Consider the following 22,211-nt stretch of genomic DNA (forward strand, 5'->3'; position numbering starts at 1 on the left):
ACGCCGAATTTCGTCTGTCAGTCTCCCACAGAGGGTTCAGCGTCTGCCTCCAATGCAGGCGGCGCCACGGAACCCTGTGGGAGCGAATTCATTCGCGAAAAATCGCGTAGACGCCGAATTTCGTCTGTCAGTCTTTGAACGGCACCGGCGCCTGCGCCGCAATGAACCCCTGATCACGCATCGCCCGCCAGAAGCCGTCCGGCACTGGCGCATTCAATGCCGCCACGTCCTCGGTGATACGCGACGGACGGCTTGCCCCCGGAATCACCGCTGCCACGAGCGGGTTGGCGAGCACGAACTGCAATGCCGCCGATTTGATCTCTACCTGATACTGCCGGGCGATTTCCTGAATGTGCGCGACTTTATCCAGCATTGCTTGAGGCGCTTGCTGGTATTCGAAGTGCTTGCCACCTACCAAGACCCCCGAGCTGTAAGGGCCGCCGACCACGAACTCGGCATTGTGCTGCCGCGCCTTGTCGAACAAGCGTTGCAGGGGCTGATCGTGATCGAGCAGTGAATAGCGCCCGGCCAGCAGGAAACCGTCAGGCTGTGCTTCACTCAAATCCAGGGTCAGCTCGCAGGGCTCCACGCGATTCACGCCCAGGCCCCAGGCTTTGATCACGCCTTCTTCGCGCAAGCGGGTGAGGGTGCGGAACGCGCCTTTGCGGGCGATGTTGAAGTGCTCGATCCACTCGTCACCGTGGGCGTCCTGGGCCACGTCGTGAACGAAGACGATGTCCAGCCGGTCGGTGTTAAGGCGTTCAAGGCTGGCGGCGATCGAACGCAGGGTCGCGTCGGAGGAATAGTCGGTGAGGATCTTGTTCTTCAAGCCGTCGCTGAACGGGCCGCTGCGGGCCTGTGTATCGATGTCGTCGGAAATCAGCCGGCCGATCTTGGTGCTGAGGGTGTACTGATCCCGCGGCACATGGGCCAGGGCCTTGCCCAGACGCTGTTCGGACAGGCCTGCGCCATACAGCGGCGCGGTATCGAAATAACGAATGCCCTGATCCCATGCCGATTGCACGGTGGCAGCGGCTTGCTCTTCGCTGATGGTGCGGAACATGTTGCCCAATGGCGCTGCGCCGAAGCCGAGGCGGCCAATGATCTTGTCGTGCAGACTCATGAAGATGTCCTGTCTGGCGTCATGGAGAACCGGCAAAGGTTTGCCCGGCCTGTTGTACAGATCGTGGCATCAAGCAGGAGTTCGACCCGGTGCAGAGGATGCGCCGGACACACCATGCAACTTTTCCCGGCCCCGGGGCTTCCAACCTTGCAGGCCGTTTCGATAATCCGGAAAGGGAGGGCAGTCGATGAGCGAACACATCGTCCATTTCCACTGTGGGGTCGACCAGGCCAGCACCGAGCATTTGCGTGATCGTTGCCTGGAGGCCATCGGCAAAGGTGCCACCGGCCTGTTGCTGAACCTGTCGACAGCGGGCGGCAGCACGGCGTTGGGCTTTACGATCTTTAACTTCCTGAAATCCCTGAACGTACCGATTCGCGCGCTCAACAGCGGCAATATCGAATCCATGGGCATCGTTATCTACCTGGCGGCCCAGGAGCGCATCGTGTGTCCCCATTCGCGCTTTCTCATCCACCCGATGAGCTGGTACTTCAACCAAAGCTCGGTGGACCACTCGCGCATCCGCGAATACCTGCGCAGCCTGGACAACGACCTGCAGCGCTACGTGAACATCTACCTGAGCGAAACCGATGGCGCCTCTCAGCCACTGGACATCGGCCGCTGCCTGTCCTCTGAGGAAAAGGTGATCCGCGCCGAAGACTCCATCGCCTGTGGCATCGCACATCGGGTGGAACAATTGAAGTTTGCCGACGACGCGGTCCACTGGACGGTCAGCGGCAGCTAAGCTCAACCCACGCAATCGGGTCGTGAAGAACCCGCCTGATCATGAGGAACCTGCCATGCACATCCAGTCACACAAGGTACAGGACGTTCTGTCCCATGGCGCGGTCGCGCCGGATGACGAAGAGGTTGAAGTGGACGTTGATAACGATCCGGGCAATGAAGACCCCGGTTCGCAGTTCGACCGGGACGCGACCGTGCCACTGATCGATCCGGACGCGTAACGGATCGATCTGCGCCTTTCTCGCGCACGAACAAAAAGAGCGAGAGCCTTCGCCCTCGCTCATTGCGCTGATTACCCGCGGATCAGGATTTGCGGCCTGCGCCGCCTTGTGGCATTCCGCCTTTTTTGTTGGCATCAGAACGGTTTGCGTCGGTTGCTTTCTGCCGGTCGTTGGCAACGTTGCTGCCACCTGAAGCCTGGCCGCCTTTCTTGCCTGCGTCGGAGGCTTTTTCGCGATCGTTGGAGAAGTTGCCAGGGTTCGATTTTCCGGTGTTAGCCATGATTACTTACCTCTTGTTATGAGAAGTGCGAGTCATGTGGCTCGCACTAAATGGGATGAATCAAGCGGCAGTTCGTTTAAATAATCCCGACATTACCGGACAAACGGATGCTGGCGTATGGCTTGTCCACCGGCTGCTGGACGCCTCACATATGCACTTCAACCGCCAACGGCAAATGGTCCGAGAGGTGCGTCCACGGCCGGGTCCCGAGAATCTTCGGGTTGTGACTGGTCGCGTTGCGCAGGTACACCCGATCCAGGCGCAACAGCGGGAAGCGTGCGGGGTAGGTCTTGGCCAAGCGGCCATGGCTGCGTTCGAAGGCTTCGTGCAGGTATTTGCAGCGTGCCAGGCGTTTGTTGCCTTGCAGCTGCCAGTCGTTGAAGTCCCCAGCGATGACCACCGGGGCGTGTTCAGGCAGCGAGTCGAGCAGGGCGCAGAGCAAGTCCAGCTGCAACTGCCGGTGGCTTTCCAGCAGGCTCAAATGCACACAGATGGCGTGCACTTCGTCATGACCGGGCACCTGCAGCACGCAATGCAGCAAGCCACGACGCTCGGGGCCGGTGATCGAGACGTCAAGGTTGCGGTATTCGAGAATGGGGTATTTGGACAGCAGCGCATTACCGTGATGACCGTCGGGGTACACCGCGTTGCGCCCGTAGGCGAAGTCGCTCCACATGCTGTCGGCGAGGAACTCATATTGCGACATCACCGGCCAATTGTGGTAGCGCTCGGCATGGCGGTCGTGACCGCCCAGTACCTCTTGCAGAAACACCAGGTCGGCACCCGTGCTGCGCACCGCTTCGCGCAATTCCGGCAGGATGAAGCGCCGATTAAATGCAGTGAAGCCCTTGTGGGTGTTGACGGTCAGCACGCGCAGTCTGTGCACCTCGCGGGCACCGGCCATATCCAAGGGGGGAAAGCTCATGCCAGCGGATTCGGTGGTCACGCGCCAACTCCTGTTGCGAGGGAATGTGCTAGTTCCGACCGGCAGCCGTTCTGGCAGTTCAGCTTTTTCTGCGAACGGCTGACGGGCGCAAACCTACACCCGCGTGTCTACGGCGGGGCGTCGCGATAGCAGCAGGGTCAAGCCCAGCGCCAGCACCGAGAGCAGTGCGGCGAAGAAGAATATCCAGCCATAACCCATGCCCAGCGCAATGGCGCCCATCAACGGGCCGGCGATGGCCAGCGCCAGATCGAAGAACACCGCATAGGCGCCAAGGCCGGCACCGCGGCTGCTGTTGGGGACCTGTTTGATCGCTTCCACACCGATGGCTGGGTAAACCAGCGACAGGCCAAAACCGGTCAGCCCAGCGCCAATCAGCGCCACTGTGGTGTTGGGCGACAGCCACAGCAGGACCAGCCCGAGGGTCTCCACCGACATGCAGGTGATCGCCGAACGGAAGCCGCCGAAGCGGGTAATGGCGTTGATGAAGAACAGCCGCGCGACGATGAAGCACACGCCGAATACGGTCAGGCACCAGGCCGCGCCTTCCCAGCCGCGATTGACGTAATACAGGGTAATAAATGTGGTCAGGGTGCCGTAGCCGATGGACGACAGGGTCAGCCCCAGGCCGTAAGGGGCGACGCGGCCGAACACTGACCAGAACGCCATGCGCTCGCCGCGCACCACAGGCACCGCTGGTTTATTGCGGATCATCAGCAGCGCGCCGCCCGCCAGAGCCACGAGCACCAGCCCCAGGCTGACGAAGCCGAGGCCGTCGACCATCACCACGCCCAAAGGTGCGCCAATGGCGATGGCGCCGTATGAGGCAATGCCATTCCAGGAAATTGAGCGGGCCGTATGCTCCGCACCGAGCTGGCCGATGCACCAACTGATGGTGCCGACGCCGATCAGCCCCTGGGAACCGCCGAGGATCAGGCGAGCGATGATCAGGATCACCAGGCTGACGTCGGTGAACCGCTCCAGCAGCACCGCAGCCGCTGTCAGTACGCCGCTCACCACGATGCCCAGCAGCCCGTAGACGATGGCGCGCTTGGTGCCGATGGTGTCACAGATCCTGCCGGCCACCGGACGGCTGAACAACGTCGCCAAGTACTGCGAACCGATCACCAGGCCCGCCACCACGGCACTGAAACCCAGCTGATTGTGAACATAGCCGGGCATCACGGCGATGGGCAGGCCGATGCACAGGAAGGCAATGAAGGTGTAGATGACGATGGAGACAATTTGCAGGGTGATCGCCGTTGAACTGGCGTTCTTCAGGGGCAGATTCGGCGGCAGGGCGGCAGACATGAGGACTCTTCGCTGGAGCGGTGGGAGTTCGTCATCATCGCCCGAGGTGAGCGGAAAAGAAAGCAGGCTAACGGTTTATTCGCGCCTGCCTGTCATCGATGTGGCGAGGCTGTCGGGACATGGCTGATATCCCGACGCCTGCCAGGCACGCTTTACTGAGTGATGAAGCGATTGCTGACAAAGGACGAGTAATCCGGCAGTACGCTCTCGATCTTGCCTTGATCTTTCAGGAACTCAGCGGTTTTGGCAATGGCCTTGATGGTGCCGCCGCCGAGCAGTTCAGGGGACAGCTGTTCGGCAGCGGTGGGGAAGTGCGAGCCGTCCAGCAGCTCCGGCACATCCGCCGCATTGGAGCCGGTGAAGCGGGCGATGGTTTTCACCGGGGTTGAGTCGGCCGTCCATTCAGAGCGGTGCGCGGTGTAATCGGCAATCGCGGCCAGGCTCACTTTGGCGAAGCTGGCGACCACTTCAGGGTGCTTCTCGGCAAAATCCTTGCGCGCGACCCACACCTCGAACGTCGGCGCACCCCATTGGGAGACCTGCCCTGCGTCAGTGAGGACTTTGCCGGTCTTGCGGATTTCACCCAAGGCGGGGGACCAGGTAAAGGCCCCGTCGATGTCGCCACGCTTCCAGGCGGCGGTGATCTGCAGCGGCGTCAGGTTGAGGATGGTGACTTTCTTGGGGTCGATGTTCCAGTGCTTGAGCGCGCCCAGCAGGCTGTAGTGCGAGGTGGACACGAACGGCACGGCGATCTTCTTGCCGATCAGGTCTTCAGGCTTGTCTATGCCGCTGCCGTTGCGCACCACCAGCGCTTCGGAGCTCTGGATCTGCGAGGTGACGATAAACGCCACCAGCGGCACGTTGCGTGAAGTAGCCGCTGCCAGCGGGCTCGAACCCAGGTTGCCGATCTGCACGTCACCGGAGGCCATGGCCGCGACCACCGCAGGGCCTGCGTCGAACTGGCGCCAGTCGATCTTTTTGCCGATGGCCTTCTCGTACTCACCATCGGCGATGGCACGTTTGACCGGGTCAATGCCGGTGATGTAGCCAAAGGTGTAATCGGCCGCCTGGCTCGCCATTGTGAACGCGAACACGCCCAGTGCCACAGTCAGTGTTGCCGCCCGGTTTCTTTTATTCATGGTCTGGATGCCTTGGTTGAATGCTGCGCATGGAGGTCGGCGCGCGGGTTGATGACTCCAATCATAGAGTTCTATAAAAATAGATTTAAATATCGTTTTGGAATGAGCTTAGGTGTGTCTTTTGACTGTTGCTGGAGCAACAGCAAGTCAGCAATTTCGCCTTAAAACAATCAGTTACGGGAGTTTGGTAAGCCGGAAAACCGCATAAACAACGCTTTCGGTAGGTGGCACAAAGCCTGCAATTGCTTCCGAATCCTCATTGCCCGCTTCGGAGTTTCAGTGCTGCTTTCTCTATCTTCTTTAGGTCGCTTGTATCGGCGCGTCCCAACATGAATTTCGATCTCGATTTTGCGCTGTCCACCTTGCCCGCTTTTCTCGTCGCGGTTGGCGTGACCCTGCAAGTTGGCCTGATCGCCATTGCCATCTCGTTGTGTGTCGCGTTGATCAACGCGGCGATCAGCGTATTTGAAGTGCCGGTGCTGAAACGGCTGGTGCGCCTGTACGTTGAACTCGCGCGCAATACGCCGCTGCTGATTCAGCTGTTCTTCATCTATTTCGCGTTGCCGAGCATCGGTATCCGTATCTCCGGGTTCGCCTCGGCGATCATCGCGATGACCTTTCTCGGCGGCGCCTACCTGACCGAGATCCTGCGTGCCGGGGTGGAGGCGGTGCCCAAGTCGCAGATCGAGTCGGGGCTGTCCATTGGTCTGTCGCGCTGGCAGTTGCTGCGCCACGTGATCCTGCCGCAAGCGGGCATCCTCAGCCTGCCGGCGCTGTTCGCCAACTTCGTCTTCCTGCTCAAGGAAACCACCGTGGTCTCGGCCGTGGCCGTGCCGGAAATTCTCTACACCACCAAGAGCTACATCGCGCTGTACTACAAGACTTACGAAATGCTCGCGGTCATGACTGGCCTGTGTGTGTTGTTGTTCGTGCCGCTGTCGTTGTTGCTGCGCCTGATCGAAAGGAGGCTCCAGCATGGCCAGTTCGGGTCTTGAGTTGTTGTGGGTGTCGGCGCCGCAGTTGCTGACCGGGATCGGTCGCACGCTGGGCATCTCGGCCCTTGCCATCGTCTTCAGCAGTCTGGGCGGTCTGGCCTACGGCGTGCTGCGCAACCTGGGCAACCGCTGGATCGACCGGGTGCTGATCATCTACCTGGAAGCCTTCAGGGCGATTCCGGTGCTGGTTTGGCTGTACCTGTTCTTCTTCGGCTTGCCGATTTTCTTTGGCTGGAACATTCCGGGGTTCTGGTGCGCGGTGCTGGTGTTGTCCCTGTGGGGCATCAGCGAAACCGGCGAAGTGGTGCGCGGCGCGCTGCGTTCCATTCCCCGAGGTCAGCGCGAAGCGGGGTTGGCGATCGGCCTTGGCCTGCCGGGTCTGTATGGCCGGGTGCTGTTGCCCCAGGCGTTGCAGCGCATGACGCCGCCGATGATCAACGTCTTCACCCGCATCATCAAGACCAGCTCGCTGGCAGTGCTGATCGGCGTGGTCGACGTGATCAAGATCGGCCAGCAGATCATCGAGCGCACCTACGAGTCGGTGCTGATCTACGGCTTTCTGTTCCTGTTTTTCTTTTTCGTCTGCTACCCGTTGTCGGCCGCATCCCGTGTGCTTGAGCGACGCTGGAGTCACTCATGAGTGCATTGATAGAGCTGTCCGGATTCAACAAGCGTTTCGGCGATGTGCCGGTGTTGCGGGACATCGACCTGCGCGTGAAAGAGGGCGAGGTGCTGGTCATCCTCGGCCCCAGCGGCTGCGGCAAGAGCACCTTGCTGCGCTGCCTCAACGGCCTGGAATCCGGGCACGCCGGGCGGTATCGGTTCATTGGCCGTGAGCTAGCCGCCAACACCGACTGGCGCCTGGTGCGGCAGCAGATCGGCATGGTGTTCCAGAGCTATCACCTGTTCCCGCACATGAGCGTGCTGGACAACATTTTGCTGGGCCCGGTGAACGTGCAGAAACGCGCGAAGACCGAGGCCCGTCAGCAGGCGGAAACGCTGTTGGCGCGGGTCGGCCTGCTGGACAAGCGCGACGCCTTTCCCCGCGAATTATCCGGGGGGCAGCAACAGCGCATCGCCATCGTCAGGGCGTTGTGCATGAACCCCAAAGTCATGCTGTTCGATGAAGTCACCGCCGCCCTTGACCCGGAAATGGTCAAGGAAGTGCTGGAGGTGATTCTGGACTTGGCCCGCAGCGGCATGACCCTGTTGATCGTCACCCACGAAATGGCCTTTGCCCGTGCGGTGGCGGACCGGATCCTGTTCATGGACGGCGGCCGTATCGTCGAACAGGGTGACCCGCAAACCTTCTTCAGCTCCCCGCAGACCGCACGCGCGCAGCAGTTTCTGGAGAAATTCTCCTACGTGGAAAATATGCCTAAAAGGAATGCATCGTGAACGTTAAAACTGCCCTCGTTTTCCCTCTATTGGCCATCGGATTGCTGAGCAGCGTCGCTGCCCACGCCGAAGGGTATCTGGATAAGATCAAGGCCCGCGACAAGCTGATCGTCGGGGTTTTCAGCGACAAACCGCCGTTCGGCTTCGTCAACGAGAAGGGCGATTACGTCGGCTTCGACACCGACCTGGGCCGCCGTTTCGCCAAGGATCTGTTGGGTGACGAGAAGAAGATCGAATTCGTCGTGGTCGAGCCTGCCAGCCGGATTCCGTTTCTGCAGAGCGACAAGGTCGACCTGATCCTGGCCAACATGACCGTGACCCCGGAGCGCGCGCAAGTGGTGGATTTCACCAACCCCAACCTGCGCGTTGCGGTCCAGGCGCTGGTGCCGGAAAAGAGCGACGTGAAGAGCCTGGATGACCTGGCGAAGAAAACCACCATCGTCACCACTGGCACGACTGCAGACATTTGGCTGACCAAGAACCATCCGGACTGGAAGCTGCTGAAGTTCGAGAAGAACTCCGAGTCCCTGCAGGCCCTGGCCAACGGTCGCGGCGACGCTTACGCGCAGGACAACCTGGTGTTGTTCAGCTGGGCCAAGCAAAACCCTGGCTACCGTGTGCTGGCGCAGAAACTCGGCGACGAGGCGCCGATTGCGCCAGCGGTGAAAAAGGGCAATGTCGAACTGCGTGACTGGGTCAACACCGAGTTGACTAGCCTGGGCAAGGAGAAATACCTGCTCAAACTGTACGACCAGTACGTGCGCAGCCAACTGGCCGACGGCACTGACCCTGCGGCGGTGATTGTCGAAGGCGGGGCGTGGAAGCCTTAAGGCTGCGGGGGCTGACGCACCGGCTTTCTCTGCAGCACGGCTTGCCAGCGGTGGCGTCCTGGAGACCGCCAACGCTGGCGAGCCGTGCTGCTACAGGGATTGTGTGGCGGTCACCTATCTCAGGTATGCCACAAATCTCTGTGGGAGCTTCTGGAGGTTACGACAGTGGCGAAAGCGTTGGGCCAGACAATCCATCTGTGACCGACACACCGCTTTCGCTGCCGTCGTAACCTGCGACTGCTCCTACAGGAATCGGTGTCGTGTCGAACAGGGGTGCCCGACGCCACCCTGTTACCGCTGCTCCACCACATTCAAAAACCGCCGCGTACGCTCGTTGTCCGGGTTGATCAGGATCTGCTCGGGCGAGCCATCGGCGACGATCTTTCCCGCTTCCATGAACAGCACCCGGTCGGCAATGTCCTGGGCAAACTTCATCTCGTGGGTCACCAGCAGCATGGTCATCTGTTGCTCGTGGGCGATGGCGCGGATCACGGCGAGCACTTCGCCGACCAGCTCCGGGTCCAGCGCGGAGGTCACTTCATCGAACAACATCACCTGCGGGCGCATTGCCAAGGCCCGCGCGATGGCTACCCGTTGCTGTTGCCCGCCGGAGAGCTGCGCAGGGTAGGCATCGGCCTTATGGCTCAACCCCACCAGCCCCAAGTATTGATGGGCGCGCTCCAACGCTTGCTCACGGCTCAATTTCAGCACCCGAAATGGCGCCTCGGTGACGTTTTCCTGAACCGTGAGGTGCGGGAACAGGTTGAACTGCTGAAACACCATTCCCACCCGATGCACCACCGGGGCTTTTTTCGACGCCGGCCAGCGCCAACCGCCCCCTCGCGTCGGCACCGAACTGCCCGCGACTTCGATGCTGCCTTGCTGGTAGGTCTCCAGCCCCTTGATCAACCGCAATACCGTGGATTTTCCCGACCCGCTGGGACCGATGAGGGCGACTTTCTGGCCCTCGGGAATGCTCAGGTCCAGGTGGTCGATCACCCGGTTGCTGCCGAACTGTTTGACCACCTGTTTGAGGACAATCTGCGGCGCGCTCAGAGGCAGGCCGTGTGCGAGATCAGACATGACTGCGCCTTTCGAAATAGTTGAACAAGAGGGACGTCGGCACGCTGATCGCCAGAAACATCAGGGCCATGACCGTGTACGGTTCGTTGTAGCGATAGGTCATGCCGGCAATCTGCTTGGCCGCCTGAAACAGCTCGGGGATGGTGATGACCGCCAGCAGCGGCGTCTCCTTGAACATGCCGATCAGGTAATTGCCCAGCACTGGCAACATGGGTTTCAGGGCCTGGGGCAGGACGATGCGTTGCCAGGTGGTGGCCGTGTCGAAATCCAGTGCCCGAGCGGCTTCCCATTGCCCTGTGGGCACGCCCTCGATGGCGCCGCGAAACGACTCGGCGATGTAAGACCCGTAATAGAGGCCCAGACCGATCACCCCGGTTGAAATCGCCGGTAATGTGATTCCGGCCAACGGCAGGGCAAAGAACAGCACATGCAGCTGCACCATCAACGGCGTGTTGCGAAAGAAGCTCAGGTAGGCGCTGCTCAAGCGTCGAATCAGGCTGTTGACCGACCCCGGCCGTTTGCGTTGGGCAATGGCCAGAATCAGGCCGATCACCACGGCGAGTAGAAACCCGAGCACGACCACCTGCATTGTGATCAGCAGGCCCTGGAACAGGTCGGGCACGATTGACCAGGCAAACGTGACGTCGAAGTTCATGCGCTGGCCCCCTGACGCCACGACGTGACGTGCTGTTCATAACGTTTGACCAGCCAGCTCAGGGGCCAGGCCATAGCGAAATAGCACACCAGCACGATGCTCCAGATCAGCGTCTGCTGCCCCAGGGTGGTGATGAGTTGCCCGCCGGAAAAGGTCAGGTCGCTCAAGGTAATCAACGACACCAGTGACGTGGTTTTCAGCAGCTCCACCAGTTGATTGCCCATGGGCGGCAGCATGAAGGGCAGGGCTTGGGGCAGGATGATGCGGCGAAAGGCCGTGATCGAATCGAAGTCCAGCGCGCGCAAGGCATCACGCTGGCCGCGACTGACATTGCTCAGGGCCGAGCGCACGATTTCCGAACCGTAGGCGGAAAAGGTCAGGCCCAGCCCGAGAATCCCGGTGACCATCGGCGACAGGCTGATCCCGAACAAAGGCAGGATGAAGAACAGATAAAACAACAGCACCAGCGCGGAAATGCCCCGCAGGATTTCCACATAGACGCTGGCGATCCAACGCAACACACGCCAGGGCGACAGGCGCATCAGGGCGATGACGAAGGACATCAACACCACGATCAGTTGTGCGAAGAAGGTGATTTGCAGGGTCACCAGCGCGCCGTTGCCAAGCTGACGGGCGATGAAGCGTGCCGTTTCCACGGCAGAGGGATCGAAAAGCATGGCCGTACTCGTGTGGGTTGGGGCCGGATAGGGCGGGGTGCTCGGGACAGCGTGCGGTGATCAACTGTGGGAGCGAATGCGTTAGCGAGAGGCCGGTACATTCGACACATCTCGCTCGCCTGACAGATCTTTCGCGAATGAATTCGCTCCCACAGCGGTGAGAAAGACAATGGCTCCCTCACCGCTGTGAGCCTCAACGGTTGCAGCGCTGCTCGGCCGTGATATCAACCGGTGGCAGTTCGTTCTCGGTGTAGCCGTATTTCTGCAGGATTTTCAGCAACTCGCCGGACGCGCGCAGCTTGGCCAATTGTTCGTTGAAGGCCTGGGTGAATTCAGGGTCGTTCTTCGGCAGGCCATAGGCGTGGTAATTCCAGGTCGGCTTGCCGTCGGCGTCAGGGATCTGCTCGAACGGCAGGGCGCGCTCGATGCCGGGGTCGTTGGCTTTCTTGACCAGGTTGATGATCTCCGCGTCCGGGAAGTACACCACGTCCACACGACCGGCCTGCAGCGCGGCGAGGGCGTCAGTGTCCTTGTCCAGCAGCACGACATTGTTGGTGGCGATGCCGCTGTCCTTGGCTTCCTGCACCTGATTGCTGCCGGGCTGTGTGGCCAGGCGTGCCTTGCCGTTGGCCGCGACGTCCTTGAGGCTGTGCAGCTTCAGCGGGTTGCCGGCCTTGACGATGAACGCTCCGCCCGAACGGGTCACCGGATTGGAATAGCCGATCACCTTGCAGCGCGCCGGGTTGATGAACAGCCCCGCGCCAATCAGATCGAAGCGCCCGGCAGCCAGGCCCGGCACCAGCGAGCCGAACTCGGTGATCGGTGTCTCGATCTTGCTGATGCCCAACTGCGAGAGGATCGCCTGGAGGATCTCGACGTTGGCGCCCACGGTCTTGCCGCTGGTGTCGATGTAGGCGTAAGGCTGCTCATTGGCGATCCCGGCGGTCAGGCCTTGGGTGCGGCCCTTCTCCAGCAGACCTGCGATGGCCGAAGAGGCCAACAGCGCGTTCAACAGCACGGCAGAGCCGAATAAAGCGGACAGCGACAGCGGTTTAAAACCTTTCATGGGCAATGCTCGGGGTCAGAGGCTGAAATGATTCTTGAGTAGGTGCTTGGTGCTCAGGGCTTCCAGATCCCGACATCCTTGGCGTCCACCGCCTTGGGCAACAGGCCTGCGGCGAAGAAGGCATCGGCGATTTTCTGCTGCTCGCCCAGCTGATCGGCCTTCACCGGTTCGACCTGATAGCTGCGATGGGCGTTGGCCGACTCCACGGTCGCCACATCCAGATCGCCCCACAGCGGGCCGAGCACCTTGGCTGCATCCTGCGGGTTTTCCTTGATCCAGCTGCCGGCTTGCTGAAGCTGCTGATACACCAGCTTGAGCACTTCAGGGTGCGCGTTGGCGTAGGCCGTACTGGTCAGGTAATAGCGTTTGTAACTGGCAAGCCCCGCGCCATCGGCAAGGGTGCGAGTCGGCAACTGGCGTTGCACGCTGGTGAGGAAGGGTTCCCAAGTGACCCAGGCATCGACCTTGCCGTTCTCGAACGCGGCACGACCATCGGCGGGCGTGAGGTAGGCGGGTTGGATGTCGGCAAAGGTCAGGCCCGCCTTGTTCAGTGCGGCGATCAGCAGGTAATGGGTGCCTGCGGCCTTGGTCACGGCAACTTTCTTGCCCTTCAAATCAGACAGCTGCTGGATCGGCGAGTCCTTGGCCACGACGATCGCCTGAGCGCTGGGCGAGGGCGATTCTTCAGCAAAATACGTGAGCTTGGCCTGCGCCGCCTGGGCGAAGATCGGCACGGTATCGGCGACGTCGGCGCTGATGTCGACATTGCCGATGTTCAGGGCTTCAAGCAGTGGCAGCCCGCTGGGGAATTCGTGCCAGCTGATGTCGATGTTGTCCTTGCCCAAGGCTTGTTCCAGCGTACCTTGCGCCTTGAGCAGGGTGATCAGCGTCGAGGATTTCTGGTAACCGATGCGCACGGTATCTCGCGCCTGGGCCGGCAGGGCGAGGGCACAGGCGAGGGCGATCGCCAAGCCCGCGAGCAACGGGCGGCGAAGGGACTTTCCAAGGGCATGAGGTGAGGAGGTCATGATGAACTCGCGATCGAAGTAAGGGGGCATGGCTGGCGCTAAGCCACCGATCATAGAGTTCTAAAAAATATTATTTAAATACCTTATGGCTATTAGCTTATGCGGGGTCGTACAGGTGCGGATTGGGCACCTTTCGGTGAAAGCGCCGGTCTTGAGCACCAAAAGGCATAAGTCAGCACACTCGGTTATTGGACCTGGGCGGAGCGCAACCGTGATGCTGGCGGCAACTGTTGGGATTTCGACAGTTGTTCAACATTTTGAACGGATTCAGCGTTTCGTGAATCTGCTAACCCACTGTTTTAACGGCATAAAATCACTGGCATGAGTTCTGCAATTGCCCTCTGACAATTTTAGTCAAAGGACTTGCTTGCCATGTCGCAGCCTGCCGCTTCTGCCCATTTTCCCATCCATCCCGCTAACGCCCACGTCATTGCTGACGACGTCGAAGCCATCGTCGTGGCGCATCAGGTGGCCGAGTTTCTGCTGGCAGGCGATGCCGAACGCGATCAGACCCGCAGCGTGCCAGCCGAGGTGGTGGATTATTTCTCCAACAGTGGTCTGTGGGGCATCACCGTGCCGAAGGCGTATGGCGGCGCCGAGGTGTCTTACGCCACGCTGGCCGAGGTGATCATGATCATTTCGGCAGCGGATGCGTCACTCGGGCAGATCCCGCAGAACCATTACTGCCTGCTGGAAGACATTCGTCTGCAGGGCACTGAAGAGCAGAAACAGTTCTTCTTCGGCCTGGCGCTCAAGGGCAACCGCTTTGCCAACGCGCTGTCGGAAACCACCGGCAAGAGCGTACAGGACATTCGCACCCGCCTAGTCAGCCAGGGCGATGAGTTCGTTATCAATGGTCGCAAGGGCTATTGCACAGGTTCCTTGTATGCCCACTGGCTCGGCGTGCTGGCGGTGGACGAAGAGGGCAAGGGGCAACTGGCGTTCGTCGAGCGCGGCACGCCAGGGCTGATCATTGTCGATGACTGGTCGAGCATCGGCCAGCGCAACACCTCAAGCGGTACGGTGCTGCTGGAAAACCTGCAGGTGGCCGCCTTCAACCTGTTTCCGACCTACCGCTCCTACGAAAACCCGACACTTGCCGGGCCCTTCGCACAGATCACCACGGCGGCCATTGACGCCGGTATCGCCCGTGCAGCCTTGCGCGACACCCTGGAATTCGTTCGCCATCAAGCGCGGCCGTGGATTGATGCGCAGGTGCAAAGCGCCAGCGAAGACCCGCTGACCATCATTCAGATCGGCCAGCTCGCCATTCGCCTGGACGCCGCCGAAGCGCTGCTTGAACGCGCCGGTCGGGTGCTGGATGCCGCGCGCCCCAACACCCACGAAGACAACGTCGCACTGGCCTGCGTGGCGGTCGCCAAGGCCAAGGTGCTGACCACCGAAATCGCCATTGAAGCCGCCAACAAGCTGTTCGAGCTGGGCGGCACGCGCTCGACCCTGGCGCGCCACAACCTCGATCGTCACTGGCGCAACGCGCGGGTCCACACCCTGCATGACCCGGTGCGCTGGAAATATCACGTGGTCGGCAACTGGGTGCTCAACGGCATCAAGCCGCCGCGTCACGACTGGTCGTAAGGGGCACCCATGAGCAAGCAAATCCGTCTCAACGCCTTCGCCATGAACACCGTGAGCCACCTGTCGCCCGGTCTGTGGCGGCATCCGCGCGACCAGCAGGCCGAGCGTTACACCGACATTCATTACTGGATAGAACTGGCCAGAACCCTCGAACGCGGCAAGTTCGACGGCCTGTTTCTGGCCGACGTGCTGGGCGTGTATGACGTCTATCACGGGGGGCCGGAAACCGCCTTGACTCAGGGCGCGCAGGTGCCGGCCAATGACCCGCTGCAATTGCTGCCCGCCCTTGCGGCGGCTACGCAGCATCTGGGCTTTGGCGTGACCGCCTCAGTGTCTTTCGAGCACCCATACCCGTTCGCACGGCGCATTTCCACTCTCGATCACCTCACCCAGGGGCGCGTGGGCTGGAACGTGGTCACCTCGTACCTGAACAGCGGCGCGCGCAACATCGGCCTCACGCAGCAGTTATCCCACGATGCTCGCTACGGGCTGGCCGAGGAATACCTGCAGGTTTGCTACAAGCTCTGGGAAACCAGCTGGCAGGACGATGCCGTGCAGGCCGATCGCACGACCGGTGTGTTCGCCGACCCGGCCAAAGTGCACCCGATCCGCCACCAGGGCGAGCATTTCCAGGTGCCAGGCTTTCACCTCAGTCAACCCTCGCCACAGCGTACCCCGGTGATCTATCAGGCTGGCGCATCGAGTCGTGGCAAGGCGTTCGCGGCGGTCAATGCCGAGTGTGTATTCGTTGCGGCGCCGACCCGGGCCTTGCTTAAACAGCAGGTCAGCGACCTGCGCCGTTTGGCGGTCCAAGCGGGGCGTGAAGCTCAGGACCTGTTGGTCTTCAACCAACTGACGGTCATCGTTGCCGACACTGACGAACTGGCCCAGGCGCGCCTGACCGACTATCTGCAGTACGCCAGCCGTGAGGGCGCGTTGGCGCTGCTGTCAGGCTGGACGGGCATCGATTTTGGTCAGTACGCGCCTGATCAGGTGCTGCGCCATGTTGAGAGCAACGCCATTCAGTCGGCCGTGGATGCCTTTACTGCCGCCGACCCAAGCCGCACCTGGACGGTCACCGAGATCGCCGACTACTGCGCGCTGGGTGGCGATGGTCCGGTGCTGGTGGGTTCTGCAAAAACCGTAGCGGATCAATTGCAGGCCTGGGTCGCCGACACCGACGTCGATGGCTTCAACCTGTCCAGCGTGGTTGCTCCGGAAACCTTCGTCGACATCGTCGACCTGTTGATCCCGGAGCTGCAGGCCCGTGGCGTGTTCAAGCGCGAATACGAGGACGGCACCCTGCGCCACAAACTGTTCGGCAAGGGGCCGAAGATCAAGGCGCCTCATCCCGCCGCGCAACTTGCGGCCGACTTTCGCAAGGTAAATCCATCATGACGGCGTGGTTCAAGAACCTGATCTGGAGCGACCTGGGCCAGGCCTGCCTGGACACTCTGTCGATGCTTAGCGCGGCACTGGCATTTACCGTGCTGCTCGGCCTGCCACTGGGCGTGTTGCTGTACCTCACGGGCAAGAAGCAGCTGCACGCACGCCCTGGGGTGTATCGGGTGGCGTCGCTTGTGGTGAACATCCTGCGCTCGCTGCCGTTCATCATCCTTTTGATCGTGCTGATTCCGGTCACCACCTTGCTCACTGGCACCTCGCTGGGTGTGGCGGGGGCCATTCCGCCCTTGGTGGTGGGCTGCACGCCGTTCTTCGCGCGACTGGTGGAAACCTCCCTGCGCGAGGTCGATCGCGGCCTGGTCGAGGCCACCCAGTCGCTGGGGGCCAACACCTGGCAAATCATCTGGTTCACCTTGCTGCCTGAGTCGCGCACCGGGCTCATCGCCGCGGTGACGGTCACTGCCATCGTGCTGGTGGATTACACGGCCATGGCCGGCGTGATCGGCGGCGGCGGGCTGGGTGATCTGGCGATCCGTTTCGGCTACCAGCGCTTTCAGACCGACGTGATGGTGATCACCGTCACGGTACTGGTGCTGTTGGTGCAGGCCCTGCAAATGACTGGCGACAGACTGGTCGCCCACTTCAGCCGCCGCTGATCGCCGCCCCTTTTTTGCTTTATCTGCCCTGGAGTACACCCCAATGAAAAAGACCCTCGCTCTGCTCGCGGCATTCGTCGCATTCTCGGCCCACGCCGGGGAGAAACTCACGGTTGGCGCCACGCCGGTGCCTCACGCCGAAATTCTTGAATTCGTCAAACCGGAACTGGCCAAGGAAGGCGTTGACTTGGACATCAAGGTGTTCACCGACTTCATTCAGCCGAACCTGCAACTGGCGGAAGAGAACCTCGACGCCAACTACTACCAGTACCGCCCGTTCCTCGATGACTTCAACAAGACCCGCAACACCAACCTGGTGCCCGTGGTGGGGATTCACATCGAGCCCTTCGGTGCTTATTCGGCCAAGTACAAATCTCTCGACCAGTTGCCGGACGGCGCGTCGGTGGCAATCCCCAACGATCCGGTGAACACCGGTCGGGCATTGGTGCTGCTGGCCGAAGCGGGCCTGATCGAACTCAAGGACCCGAGTAACCCGCAGTCCACCGAAAACGACATCACCAGCAACCCCAAGCACCTGAAAATCCGCGAGCTGGAAGGCGCCTTGCTGGCCCGTTCGGTCAAACAGGTGGACCTGGCGTTCGTGTTTGCCAACTACGCGCTGGAAGCCGGCATCGACATCAAGAGCGCGCTGATCGTAGAGAAGGGCAAGGACCTGTACGTCGAGTTCCTGGTGGCCCGTCCTGACAACATTCAGGACCCCGGCATCCAGAAACTGGCCAAGGCGCTGAATTCGCCTGCCGTGCGCGACTTCATCCTGACCCGCTACAAGGGCGAGATCGCCCCGGCGTTCTGACCTGACAGCCGCCACGCAGGCCCGCGCGGCGGCGCCCCTCATCAATGGAATTCGCTATGTCTCACCCCCATATCCAGCTCAAGGCGCTCAGCAAGACCTACATCGGACCGCAGGGGCCGATGCACGCGTTGCAAGGGATCGACCTTGAGATTCGTCGCGGCGAGGTCTTTGGCATCATTGGCCGCAGCGGCGCAGGCAAATCGTCGCTGCTGCGCACCCTCAATCGCCTGGAGTTACCCGATGGCGGTCAGGTGTTGATCGACAACCAGGACATCGGTGGTTTCGATCGCCTGCGTCTGGCCGGGCTGCGTCGTCAGGTCGGAATGATTTTTCAACACTTCAACCTGATGTCCGCGCGAACCGTGTGGCAGAACGTGGCCTTGCCGCTGCGCATCGCCGGCACGCCCGCGCTGCAGATCGAAGAAAAAGTGCGGCAGGTGCTGCAACTGGTAGGCCTGAACGACAAGCGCGATGCTTACCCGGCGCAGCTCTCAGGCGGGCAGAAACAGCGCGTCGGCATCGCCCGAGCGCTGGTGCTCGACCCGCAGATCCTGCTGTGCGACGAAGCCACTTCCGCGCTCGACCCAGAGAGCACTCAGTCGATCCTCGACCTGCTGCGTGACATCAACCGACGGCTCGATCTGACGGTCGTGCTGATCACCCACGAGATGGCAGTGATTCGCGAAATCTGCGACCGGGTGGTGGTGCTGGAACGTGGGAAAATCGTCGAGCAGGGCGACGTCTGGCAGGTGTTCGGCGACCCGCAGCACGAGGTGACGCGGCAGTTGCTGGGTCACGACCAACAGGGCCTTTTAGCGGATGTGCAGGACCGTTTTGGCGAGCAGTGGATCATCGACCTGCACTACACCGGCAACCACCACCGCGAACCCGATCTGTTCGCCATCGCCCAGGCACTGGGTGTGTCGGTGCACCTTGTGCATGGCTCGATCGAACGCCTGGCGGGCAGGGCGCAAGGGCATCTGCTGATTGCGGTGGATGCGTCGGTGGAGAGCGAGGCGAGTCTGATCAGTGGCCTTAAAAGATTGGCGGATGGCGTACGCACGATCCGGGCGCCACTGACCGAATCGTTGCCTTCGTAACCTCAAGAAGCTTGTGTCTTTAACCGAGGTAAAGTCATAGCTGAGAGGGGTGGATGGCACGCTGACCAGAAGCGGTGCCTGAGCACGCCCTCTGGCTCTAAGCCTAGAAGTTTTGCTCATGACTGCCTACGCCGACATTGATGTGCTTGAGCGGACCGAAGGGCGAGGGCGAGGGCGCGGCGTGGCTGACTGCGGGGGTTTGGATGGACCGTCGTCTGGCATCTAGCCCCCGTATTCAAGCGTCTCGTGTCGTAGTCGGCGAGTATAGGCATGAATATCAGGGGCAAACCGCGTGGGGGCCGCTTTGGCAGAATCGGGCACCCGGATGTCCGTCACAGTCCCCTGCGAGGGTTCACAAGGGGTGACTGAAACCGTTCAGCTCGACGTTGACCGCATGCTCACGCGACGCCGATTTTCCATTGCGCGGGGGGTGGGGTGCCATTGACAGCGTAATCGCCGACGATGCGGTCCTTATAGATGCGCGGGTTGTGCGAGGTGAGGGTGCGGGCGTTGCGCCAGAAGCGGTCCAGGCCCAATGGCCGAAGGGTGGCCGACGCGCTGAGCGCGTCGAACATCCGCGAGCTGGCATCGAGAATCAGGTCGCTGACCACGGTCTGCGACTGAGCGATTTCCAGCTCGGCAATATCCACCGCCTGCTTCAATTGTTCGTCATCGCCGTGCAAGCGCGCCTGATACGCACGTTCCAGCGCCTCGGCGGTTTTCAGCACGATGGCCCCGGCGCTGTAGGCCGCCGCGCGCAGGCTGCCGACCACCTGCAACACCTGCGGGTCCTGAGCCACACGCGGGGCATTGCCGTTGCTGAAACTGCGGGTGCGGCTGGCCACCGCTGCCGCCACTTCGCCGCTCAGCGCACGGCCGATGCCTGCCAGGTTGGCCAGGTGGACGATCTGATACAGCGCCGGCGAATACTGGAACTTTTCCTCGACACTGCTGATGTTACGGGTGTCCACGGCCACGTCGTGTACATGGGTGGTGCCACTGGCAGTCAGGCGCTGGCCGAAGCCGTTCCAGTCATCCACCACCTCAACGCCTTCGGCATCGCGACGCACAGTGACGAACACGCGTTTTTCGTCGTGGTCGCTGACGGCCACTTCGATCCAGTCGCTGTACAGGCAGCCTGTGGTGTAGAACTTGTTGCCGTTGATGCGCCATTGCTCGCCGTTTAGGTACAGCCTGGAACTCAGGTGTGACTGCGCCGTGGCGCCCACTTCGCCGGTGGCCGGGCCCACGGTTTCGCCGCGTACCAGGCGATCGAACCAGACCTTGCGCCGCTCCTCGTCGCGGCTGTTGAGCAGGTTTTCGGTGAAACCGATGTGACCGCGCAGGGCCTGAACGAGATTGGAGTCGGCCTCGCCCAGCTCGATCAGCAGGTTGGTCAGCTCCGGCAGGGTAATGCCGCTCCCGCCGTATTCCTTGGGCACCCGCAGCGCGGTAAACCCGGACGCCTTGAGCAGCTGCAATTCCTCGTGGGGCAGGCGGCGTTCCAGCTCGCGGCTGATGGCGCCTTCGCGCAAGTGGGCGAACAGTGGGCGGAAACGCTCGGCCAGTTGCTCGTATCCCGTCGAAGGCCCCGCGCCCCAGGCTGCGTTGATCTGGTGGGTCATGCTCAAACTCTCTTTGCAAAGCGATAAAGAAGGAGGCGTCCGCCTCGTGGTTGGGACGGCGTCGGCCTCGTGGTTGCCACGGCGTCCGCCTCGTGGCTGAAAAGCGTCGGCCTCGTGGTTGAATCGGTCAGACCGCGACCGACCGCTCGCGCAGCAGGGTGGCCGGATGCGCCGGGTAAGGCAGGCCCAGACGCTCGCGCAGGGTGTTGCCGGTCGGCCCGTCTTCAGGCACCAGGCCGCGACGTTTGAGCTCCGGCAGGATCAGTGCGATGAAGTCGTCCAGCCCTTCGGGGTAAGTCGGCGGCAGGATGTTGAAACCATCGGCGCCGTAGCCCTCGAACCAGGCTTGCAGCTGATCGACCACTTCCTCAGGGGAACCCACCAGCGTCCAGTGGCCCCGTGCGCCGGCCAGTCGCAGGTACAGCTCGCGAATGCTCAGGCCTTCAGCGGCCAGTTGCAGAATCAGCTGCTGGCGGCTCTTCGAAGCGTTGGTGGCCGGCAGGTCTTGCGGCAGCGGGCCGTCCAGCGGCAGATGGGACAGATCGACCCCGCCCAGCAGGCCCGAGAGCAAACTCAGGCCCACTTGTGGATGCACCAGATCCTGCAGGCGTTGGTGTTTGGCGTGGGCTTCGGCGGAAGTCGGCGCGGTGAAGATGGTCACCCCCGGCAGGATCTTGATGTGCTCCGGCTTGCGGCCGAGCACAGCAGCGCGGGACTTGATATCGCTGTAGAAGGCCTGGGCATCGGCCAGGCTCTGGTGCGCGGCAAAGATCGCTTCAGCCGTGGCCGCAGCCAGCGCCCGGCCATCGTCGGAGGCCCCGGCTTGCACCAGCACCGGCTTGCCTTGGGGCGAGCGCAACACGTTCAGCGGCCCGCGCACATGAAAATGCTCGCCATGGTGATCGGCCAGGTGCAGCTTGTTGCGGTCCAAAAAGACGCCTTTCTCCTTGTCCAGCAGCAGGGTGTCGTCTTCCCAGCTGTCCCACAGCTTGTCGACCACTTCATGGAATTCCCGGGCGCGGCTGTAGCGGTCGGCGTGGGCCGCCTGATTGCCTTCCGAGGCGCCGCCGAAGTTCTTCGCGGCATCGGGATCGCTGCTGGTGACCAGGTTCCAGCCCACCCGGCCGCCGCTGATCTGGTCCAGCGAGGCGAACTGCCGCGCGAGATTAAAGGGCTCGCTGTAGCTGGTGCTGGCGGTGGCCACCAGACCGATGCGCGAGGTCACGGCGGCGAGGGCCGAGAGCAGGGTCAGCGGCTCGAAGCTCAGGCTGGGGGCGATCACCCGGTCGAAGGTCGGCGCATCGATGCCCCGCACCGAGACGCTGTCGGCGAGAAACAGCGTGTCGAAACCAGCGGCTTCGGCCTTGCGCGCCAGGTCGATGAAATGGTTCAGGCGGATGCCGGCGTCGGCCTGGGAGCCGGTGTCGCGCCACGCGGCGATGTGGTGCCCGGTGGCGCGCAGGAACAGGCCGAGTTTCAGGGTGTCGGGACGTTTGCTCATCAGGGTACTCCTTGTAAATCGG

Annotated in this window: 23 protein-coding genes; 11 read left to right on the forward strand and 12 right to left on the reverse strand. The window is 61.7% G+C overall.

Annotated elements, in window-relative coordinates; all coding sequences use genetic code 11:
- Positions 1 to 127: 127 nt before the first annotated feature.
- A complete protein-coding gene (locus tag AC07V9_RS03220; RefSeq protein ID WP_495014253.1) occupies positions 128 to 1,123 on the reverse strand; it encodes an aldo/keto reductase in 996 nt (331 codons plus the stop codon).
- Between the two features lie 187 nt (positions 1,124 to 1,310).
- On the opposite strand from AC07V9_RS03220, the gene AC07V9_RS03225 reads away from it, so the two are divergent.
- Both AC07V9_RS03225 and AC07V9_RS03230 read left to right on the forward strand, forming a co-directional pair.
- Positions 1,311 to 1,868, forward strand: coding sequence for an ATP-dependent Clp protease proteolytic subunit (locus AC07V9_RS03225; RefSeq protein ID WP_495014254.1), 558 nt, complete (start codon positions 1,311 to 1,313; stop codon positions 1,866 to 1,868).
- 55 nt (positions 1,869 to 1,923) lie between these two features.
- Positions 1,924 to 2,088: a hypothetical protein gene (locus AC07V9_RS03230; protein ID WP_495014255.1), complete on the forward strand. Its 165-nt coding sequence runs from the start codon at positions 1,924 to 1,926 to the stop codon at positions 2,086 to 2,088.
- An 82-nt stretch (positions 2,089 to 2,170) separates the two neighbouring features.
- Here AC07V9_RS03230 and AC07V9_RS03235 read toward each other — a convergent pair whose 3' ends face one another.
- The 4 genes from AC07V9_RS03235 to tauA form a co-directional block, all read right to left on the reverse strand.
- Entirely contained in the window at positions 2,171 to 2,368 is a 198-nt protein-coding gene (locus AC07V9_RS03235) for a con-10 family general stress protein (RefSeq protein ID WP_495014256.1), read from the reverse strand.
- Positions 2,369 to 2,513: 145 nt separating this feature from the next.
- A complete protein-coding gene (locus AC07V9_RS03240) occupies positions 2,514 to 3,293 on the reverse strand; it encodes an endonuclease/exonuclease/phosphatase family protein (RefSeq protein WP_495014568.1) in 780 nt (259 codons plus the stop codon).
- 114 nt (positions 3,294 to 3,407) lie between these two features.
- Positions 3,408 to 4,622, reverse strand: coding sequence for an MFS transporter (locus AC07V9_RS03245; protein ID WP_495014257.1), 1,215 nt, complete (start codon positions 4,620 to 4,622; stop codon positions 3,408 to 3,410).
- A gap of 152 nt (positions 4,623 to 4,774) precedes the next feature.
- Positions 4,775 to 5,701: a taurine ABC transporter substrate-binding protein gene (gene tauA / locus AC07V9_RS03250; protein WP_495014569.1), complete on the reverse strand. Its 927-nt coding sequence runs from the start codon at positions 5,699 to 5,701 to the stop codon at positions 4,775 to 4,777.
- Between the two features lie 389 nt (positions 5,702 to 6,090).
- Here tauA and AC07V9_RS03255 point away from each other — a divergent pair, with 389 nt between their 5' ends.
- Genes AC07V9_RS03255 through AC07V9_RS03270 form a run of 4 tightly spaced genes read left to right on the forward strand, consistent with a single transcriptional unit; the run spans position 6,091 to position 8,984 of the window.
- Positions 6,091 to 6,756, forward strand: a complete 666-nt coding sequence (locus AC07V9_RS03255; protein ID WP_495014258.1) for an amino acid ABC transporter permease — start codon at positions 6,091 to 6,093, stop codon at positions 6,754 to 6,756.
- On the forward strand, positions 6,737 to 7,396 hold the full coding sequence (locus AC07V9_RS03260) for an amino acid ABC transporter permease (RefSeq protein ID WP_495014259.1): 660 nt from the start codon (positions 6,737 to 6,739) through the stop codon (positions 7,394 to 7,396). Before AC07V9_RS03255 ends, AC07V9_RS03260 begins: the two co-directional genes overlap by 20 nt.
- Positions 7,393 to 8,154, forward strand: coding sequence for an amino acid ABC transporter ATP-binding protein (locus AC07V9_RS03265; protein WP_495014260.1), 762 nt, complete (start codon positions 7,393 to 7,395; stop codon positions 8,152 to 8,154). Before AC07V9_RS03260 ends, AC07V9_RS03265 begins: the two co-directional genes overlap by 4 nt.
- Before the next feature lie 29 nt (positions 8,155 to 8,183).
- The gene (locus tag AC07V9_RS03270; RefSeq protein ID WP_495014570.1) at positions 8,184 to 8,984 is read left to right on the forward strand and encodes a transporter substrate-binding domain-containing protein; all 801 of its coding nucleotides are present in this window, start codon (positions 8,184 to 8,186) and stop codon (positions 8,982 to 8,984) included.
- A gap of 291 nt (positions 8,985 to 9,275) precedes the next feature.
- Here AC07V9_RS03270 and AC07V9_RS03275 read toward each other — a convergent pair whose 3' ends face one another.
- The 5 genes from AC07V9_RS03275 to AC07V9_RS03295 all read right to left on the reverse strand — a co-directional run bounded on the left by AC07V9_RS03275 (position 9,276) and on the right by AC07V9_RS03295 (position 13,493).
- Entirely contained in the window at positions 9,276 to 10,067 is a 792-nt protein-coding gene (locus tag AC07V9_RS03275) for an amino acid ABC transporter ATP-binding protein (RefSeq protein WP_495014261.1), read from the reverse strand.
- Positions 10,060 to 10,722, reverse strand: coding sequence for an ectoine/hydroxyectoine ABC transporter permease subunit EhuD (ehuD, locus tag AC07V9_RS03280; RefSeq protein ID WP_495014262.1), 663 nt, complete (start codon positions 10,720 to 10,722; stop codon positions 10,060 to 10,062). The genes AC07V9_RS03275 and ehuD overlap by 8 nt, the downstream gene beginning before the upstream one ends.
- Positions 10,719 to 11,399, reverse strand: coding sequence for an ectoine/hydroxyectoine ABC transporter permease subunit EhuC (ehuC, locus tag AC07V9_RS03285; RefSeq protein ID WP_495014263.1), 681 nt, complete (start codon positions 11,397 to 11,399; stop codon positions 10,719 to 10,721). The genes ehuD and ehuC overlap by 4 nt, the downstream gene beginning before the upstream one ends.
- 193 nt (positions 11,400 to 11,592) lie before the next feature.
- Positions 11,593 to 12,465, reverse strand: a complete 873-nt coding sequence (ehuB, locus tag AC07V9_RS03290) for an ectoine/hydroxyectoine ABC transporter substrate-binding protein EhuB (protein WP_495014264.1) — start codon at positions 12,463 to 12,465, stop codon at positions 11,593 to 11,595.
- Between the two features lie 53 nt (positions 12,466 to 12,518).
- Positions 12,519 to 13,493, reverse strand: a complete 975-nt coding sequence (locus AC07V9_RS03295) for an aliphatic sulfonate ABC transporter substrate-binding protein (RefSeq protein ID WP_495014265.1) — start codon at positions 13,491 to 13,493, stop codon at positions 12,519 to 12,521.
- Positions 13,494 to 13,865: 372 nt separating this feature from the next.
- On the opposite strand from AC07V9_RS03295, the gene AC07V9_RS03300 reads away from it, so the two are divergent.
- The 5 genes from AC07V9_RS03300 to AC07V9_RS03320 are packed head-to-tail and all read left to right on the forward strand — an operon-like array spanning position 13,866 to position 19,063.
- Entirely contained in the window at positions 13,866 to 15,089 is a 1,224-nt protein-coding gene (locus AC07V9_RS03300; protein ID WP_495014266.1) for an SfnB family sulfur acquisition oxidoreductase, read from the forward strand.
- Between the two features lie 9 nt (positions 15,090 to 15,098).
- Positions 15,099 to 16,487, forward strand: a complete 1,389-nt coding sequence (locus AC07V9_RS03305) for an LLM class flavin-dependent oxidoreductase (protein ID WP_495014267.1) — start codon at positions 15,099 to 15,101, stop codon at positions 16,485 to 16,487.
- Entirely contained in the window at positions 16,484 to 17,149 is a 666-nt protein-coding gene (locus AC07V9_RS03310; RefSeq protein ID WP_495014268.1) for a methionine ABC transporter permease, read from the forward strand. The genes AC07V9_RS03305 and AC07V9_RS03310 overlap by 4 nt, the downstream gene beginning before the upstream one ends.
- A gap of 43 nt (positions 17,150 to 17,192) precedes the next feature.
- A complete protein-coding gene (locus AC07V9_RS03315; RefSeq protein WP_495014269.1) occupies positions 17,193 to 17,963 on the forward strand; it encodes a MetQ/NlpA family ABC transporter substrate-binding protein in 771 nt (256 codons plus the stop codon).
- A gap of 56 nt (positions 17,964 to 18,019) precedes the next feature.
- On the forward strand, positions 18,020 to 19,063 hold the full coding sequence (locus tag AC07V9_RS03320; protein ID WP_495014270.1) for a methionine ABC transporter ATP-binding protein: 1,044 nt from the start codon (positions 18,020 to 18,022) through the stop codon (positions 19,061 to 19,063).
- Between the two features lie 398 nt (positions 19,064 to 19,461).
- On the opposite strand, the gene AC07V9_RS03325 is transcribed toward AC07V9_RS03320, so the two are convergent.
- On the reverse strand, positions 19,462 to 20,688 hold the full coding sequence (locus AC07V9_RS03325; RefSeq protein WP_495014271.1) for an acyl-CoA dehydrogenase family protein: 1,227 nt from the start codon (positions 20,686 to 20,688) through the stop codon (positions 19,462 to 19,464).
- Between the two features lie 127 nt (positions 20,689 to 20,815).
- On the reverse strand, positions 20,816 to 22,189 hold the full coding sequence (locus tag AC07V9_RS03330) for an LLM class flavin-dependent oxidoreductase (RefSeq protein WP_495014272.1): 1,374 nt from the start codon (positions 22,187 to 22,189) through the stop codon (positions 20,816 to 20,818).
- Positions 22,190 to 22,211: the final 22 nt, after the last annotated feature.

This window comes from Pseudomonas sp. GW821-FHT02A11 (assembly GCF_059421985.1).

Coding starts and splice junctions, on each gene's coding strand:
- AC07V9_RS03220 (WP_495014253.1), bottom strand. CDS start 1,123: ATGAGTCTGCACGACAAGATCATTGGCCGCCTCGGCTTCGGCGCAGCG.
- AC07V9_RS03225 (WP_495014254.1), top strand. CDS start 1,311: ATGAGCGAACACATCGTCCATTTCCACTGTGGGGTCGACCAGGCCAGC.
- AC07V9_RS03230 (WP_495014255.1), top strand. CDS start 1,924: ATGCACATCCAGTCACACAAGGTACAGGACGTTCTGTCCCATGGCGCG.
- AC07V9_RS03235 (WP_495014256.1), bottom strand. CDS start 2,368: ATGGCTAACACCGGAAAATCGAACCCTGGCAACTTCTCCAACGATCGC.
- AC07V9_RS03240 (WP_495014568.1), bottom strand. CDS start 3,293: ATGAGCTTTCCCCCCTTGGATATGGCCGGTGCCCGCGAGGTGCACAGA.
- AC07V9_RS03245 (WP_495014257.1), bottom strand. CDS start 4,622: ATGTCTGCCGCCCTGCCGCCGAATCTGCCCCTGAAGAACGCCAGTTCA.
- tauA (WP_495014569.1), bottom strand. CDS start 5,701: ATGGCGAGCCAGGCGGCCGATTACACCTTTGGCTACATCACCGGCATT.
- AC07V9_RS03255 (WP_495014258.1), top strand. CDS start 6,091: ATGAATTTCGATCTCGATTTTGCGCTGTCCACCTTGCCCGCTTTTCTC.
- AC07V9_RS03260 (WP_495014259.1), top strand. CDS start 6,737: ATGGCCAGTTCGGGTCTTGAGTTGTTGTGGGTGTCGGCGCCGCAGTTG.
- AC07V9_RS03265 (WP_495014260.1), top strand. CDS start 7,393: ATGAGTGCATTGATAGAGCTGTCCGGATTCAACAAGCGTTTCGGCGAT.
- AC07V9_RS03275 (WP_495014261.1), bottom strand. CDS start 10,067: ATGTCTGATCTCGCACACGGCCTGCCTCTGAGCGCGCCGCAGATTGTC.
- ehuD (WP_495014262.1), bottom strand. CDS start 10,722: ATGAACTTCGACGTCACGTTTGCCTGGTCAATCGTGCCCGACCTGTTC.
- ehuC (WP_495014263.1), bottom strand. CDS start 11,399: ATGCTTTTCGATCCCTCTGCCGTGGAAACGGCACGCTTCATCGCCCGT.
- ehuB (WP_495014264.1), bottom strand. CDS start 12,465: ATGAAAGGTTTTAAACCGCTGTCGCTGTCCGCTTTATTCGGCTCTGCC.
- AC07V9_RS03295 (WP_495014265.1), bottom strand. CDS start 13,493: ATGACCTCCTCACCTCATGCCCTTGGAAAGTCCCTTCGCCGCCCGTTG.
- AC07V9_RS03300 (WP_495014266.1), top strand. CDS start 13,866: ATGTCGCAGCCTGCCGCTTCTGCCCATTTTCCCATCCATCCCGCTAAC.
- AC07V9_RS03305 (WP_495014267.1), top strand. CDS start 15,099: ATGAGCAAGCAAATCCGTCTCAACGCCTTCGCCATGAACACCGTGAGC.
- AC07V9_RS03310 (WP_495014268.1), top strand. CDS start 16,484: ATGACGGCGTGGTTCAAGAACCTGATCTGGAGCGACCTGGGCCAGGCC.
- AC07V9_RS03315 (WP_495014269.1), top strand. CDS start 17,193: ATGAAAAAGACCCTCGCTCTGCTCGCGGCATTCGTCGCATTCTCGGCC.
- AC07V9_RS03320 (WP_495014270.1), top strand. CDS start 18,020: ATGTCTCACCCCCATATCCAGCTCAAGGCGCTCAGCAAGACCTACATC.
- AC07V9_RS03325 (WP_495014271.1), bottom strand. CDS start 20,688: ATGACCCACCAGATCAACGCAGCCTGGGGCGCGGGGCCTTCGACGGGA.
- AC07V9_RS03330 (WP_495014272.1), bottom strand. CDS start 22,189: ATGAGCAAACGTCCCGACACCCTGAAACTCGGCCTGTTCCTGCGCGCC.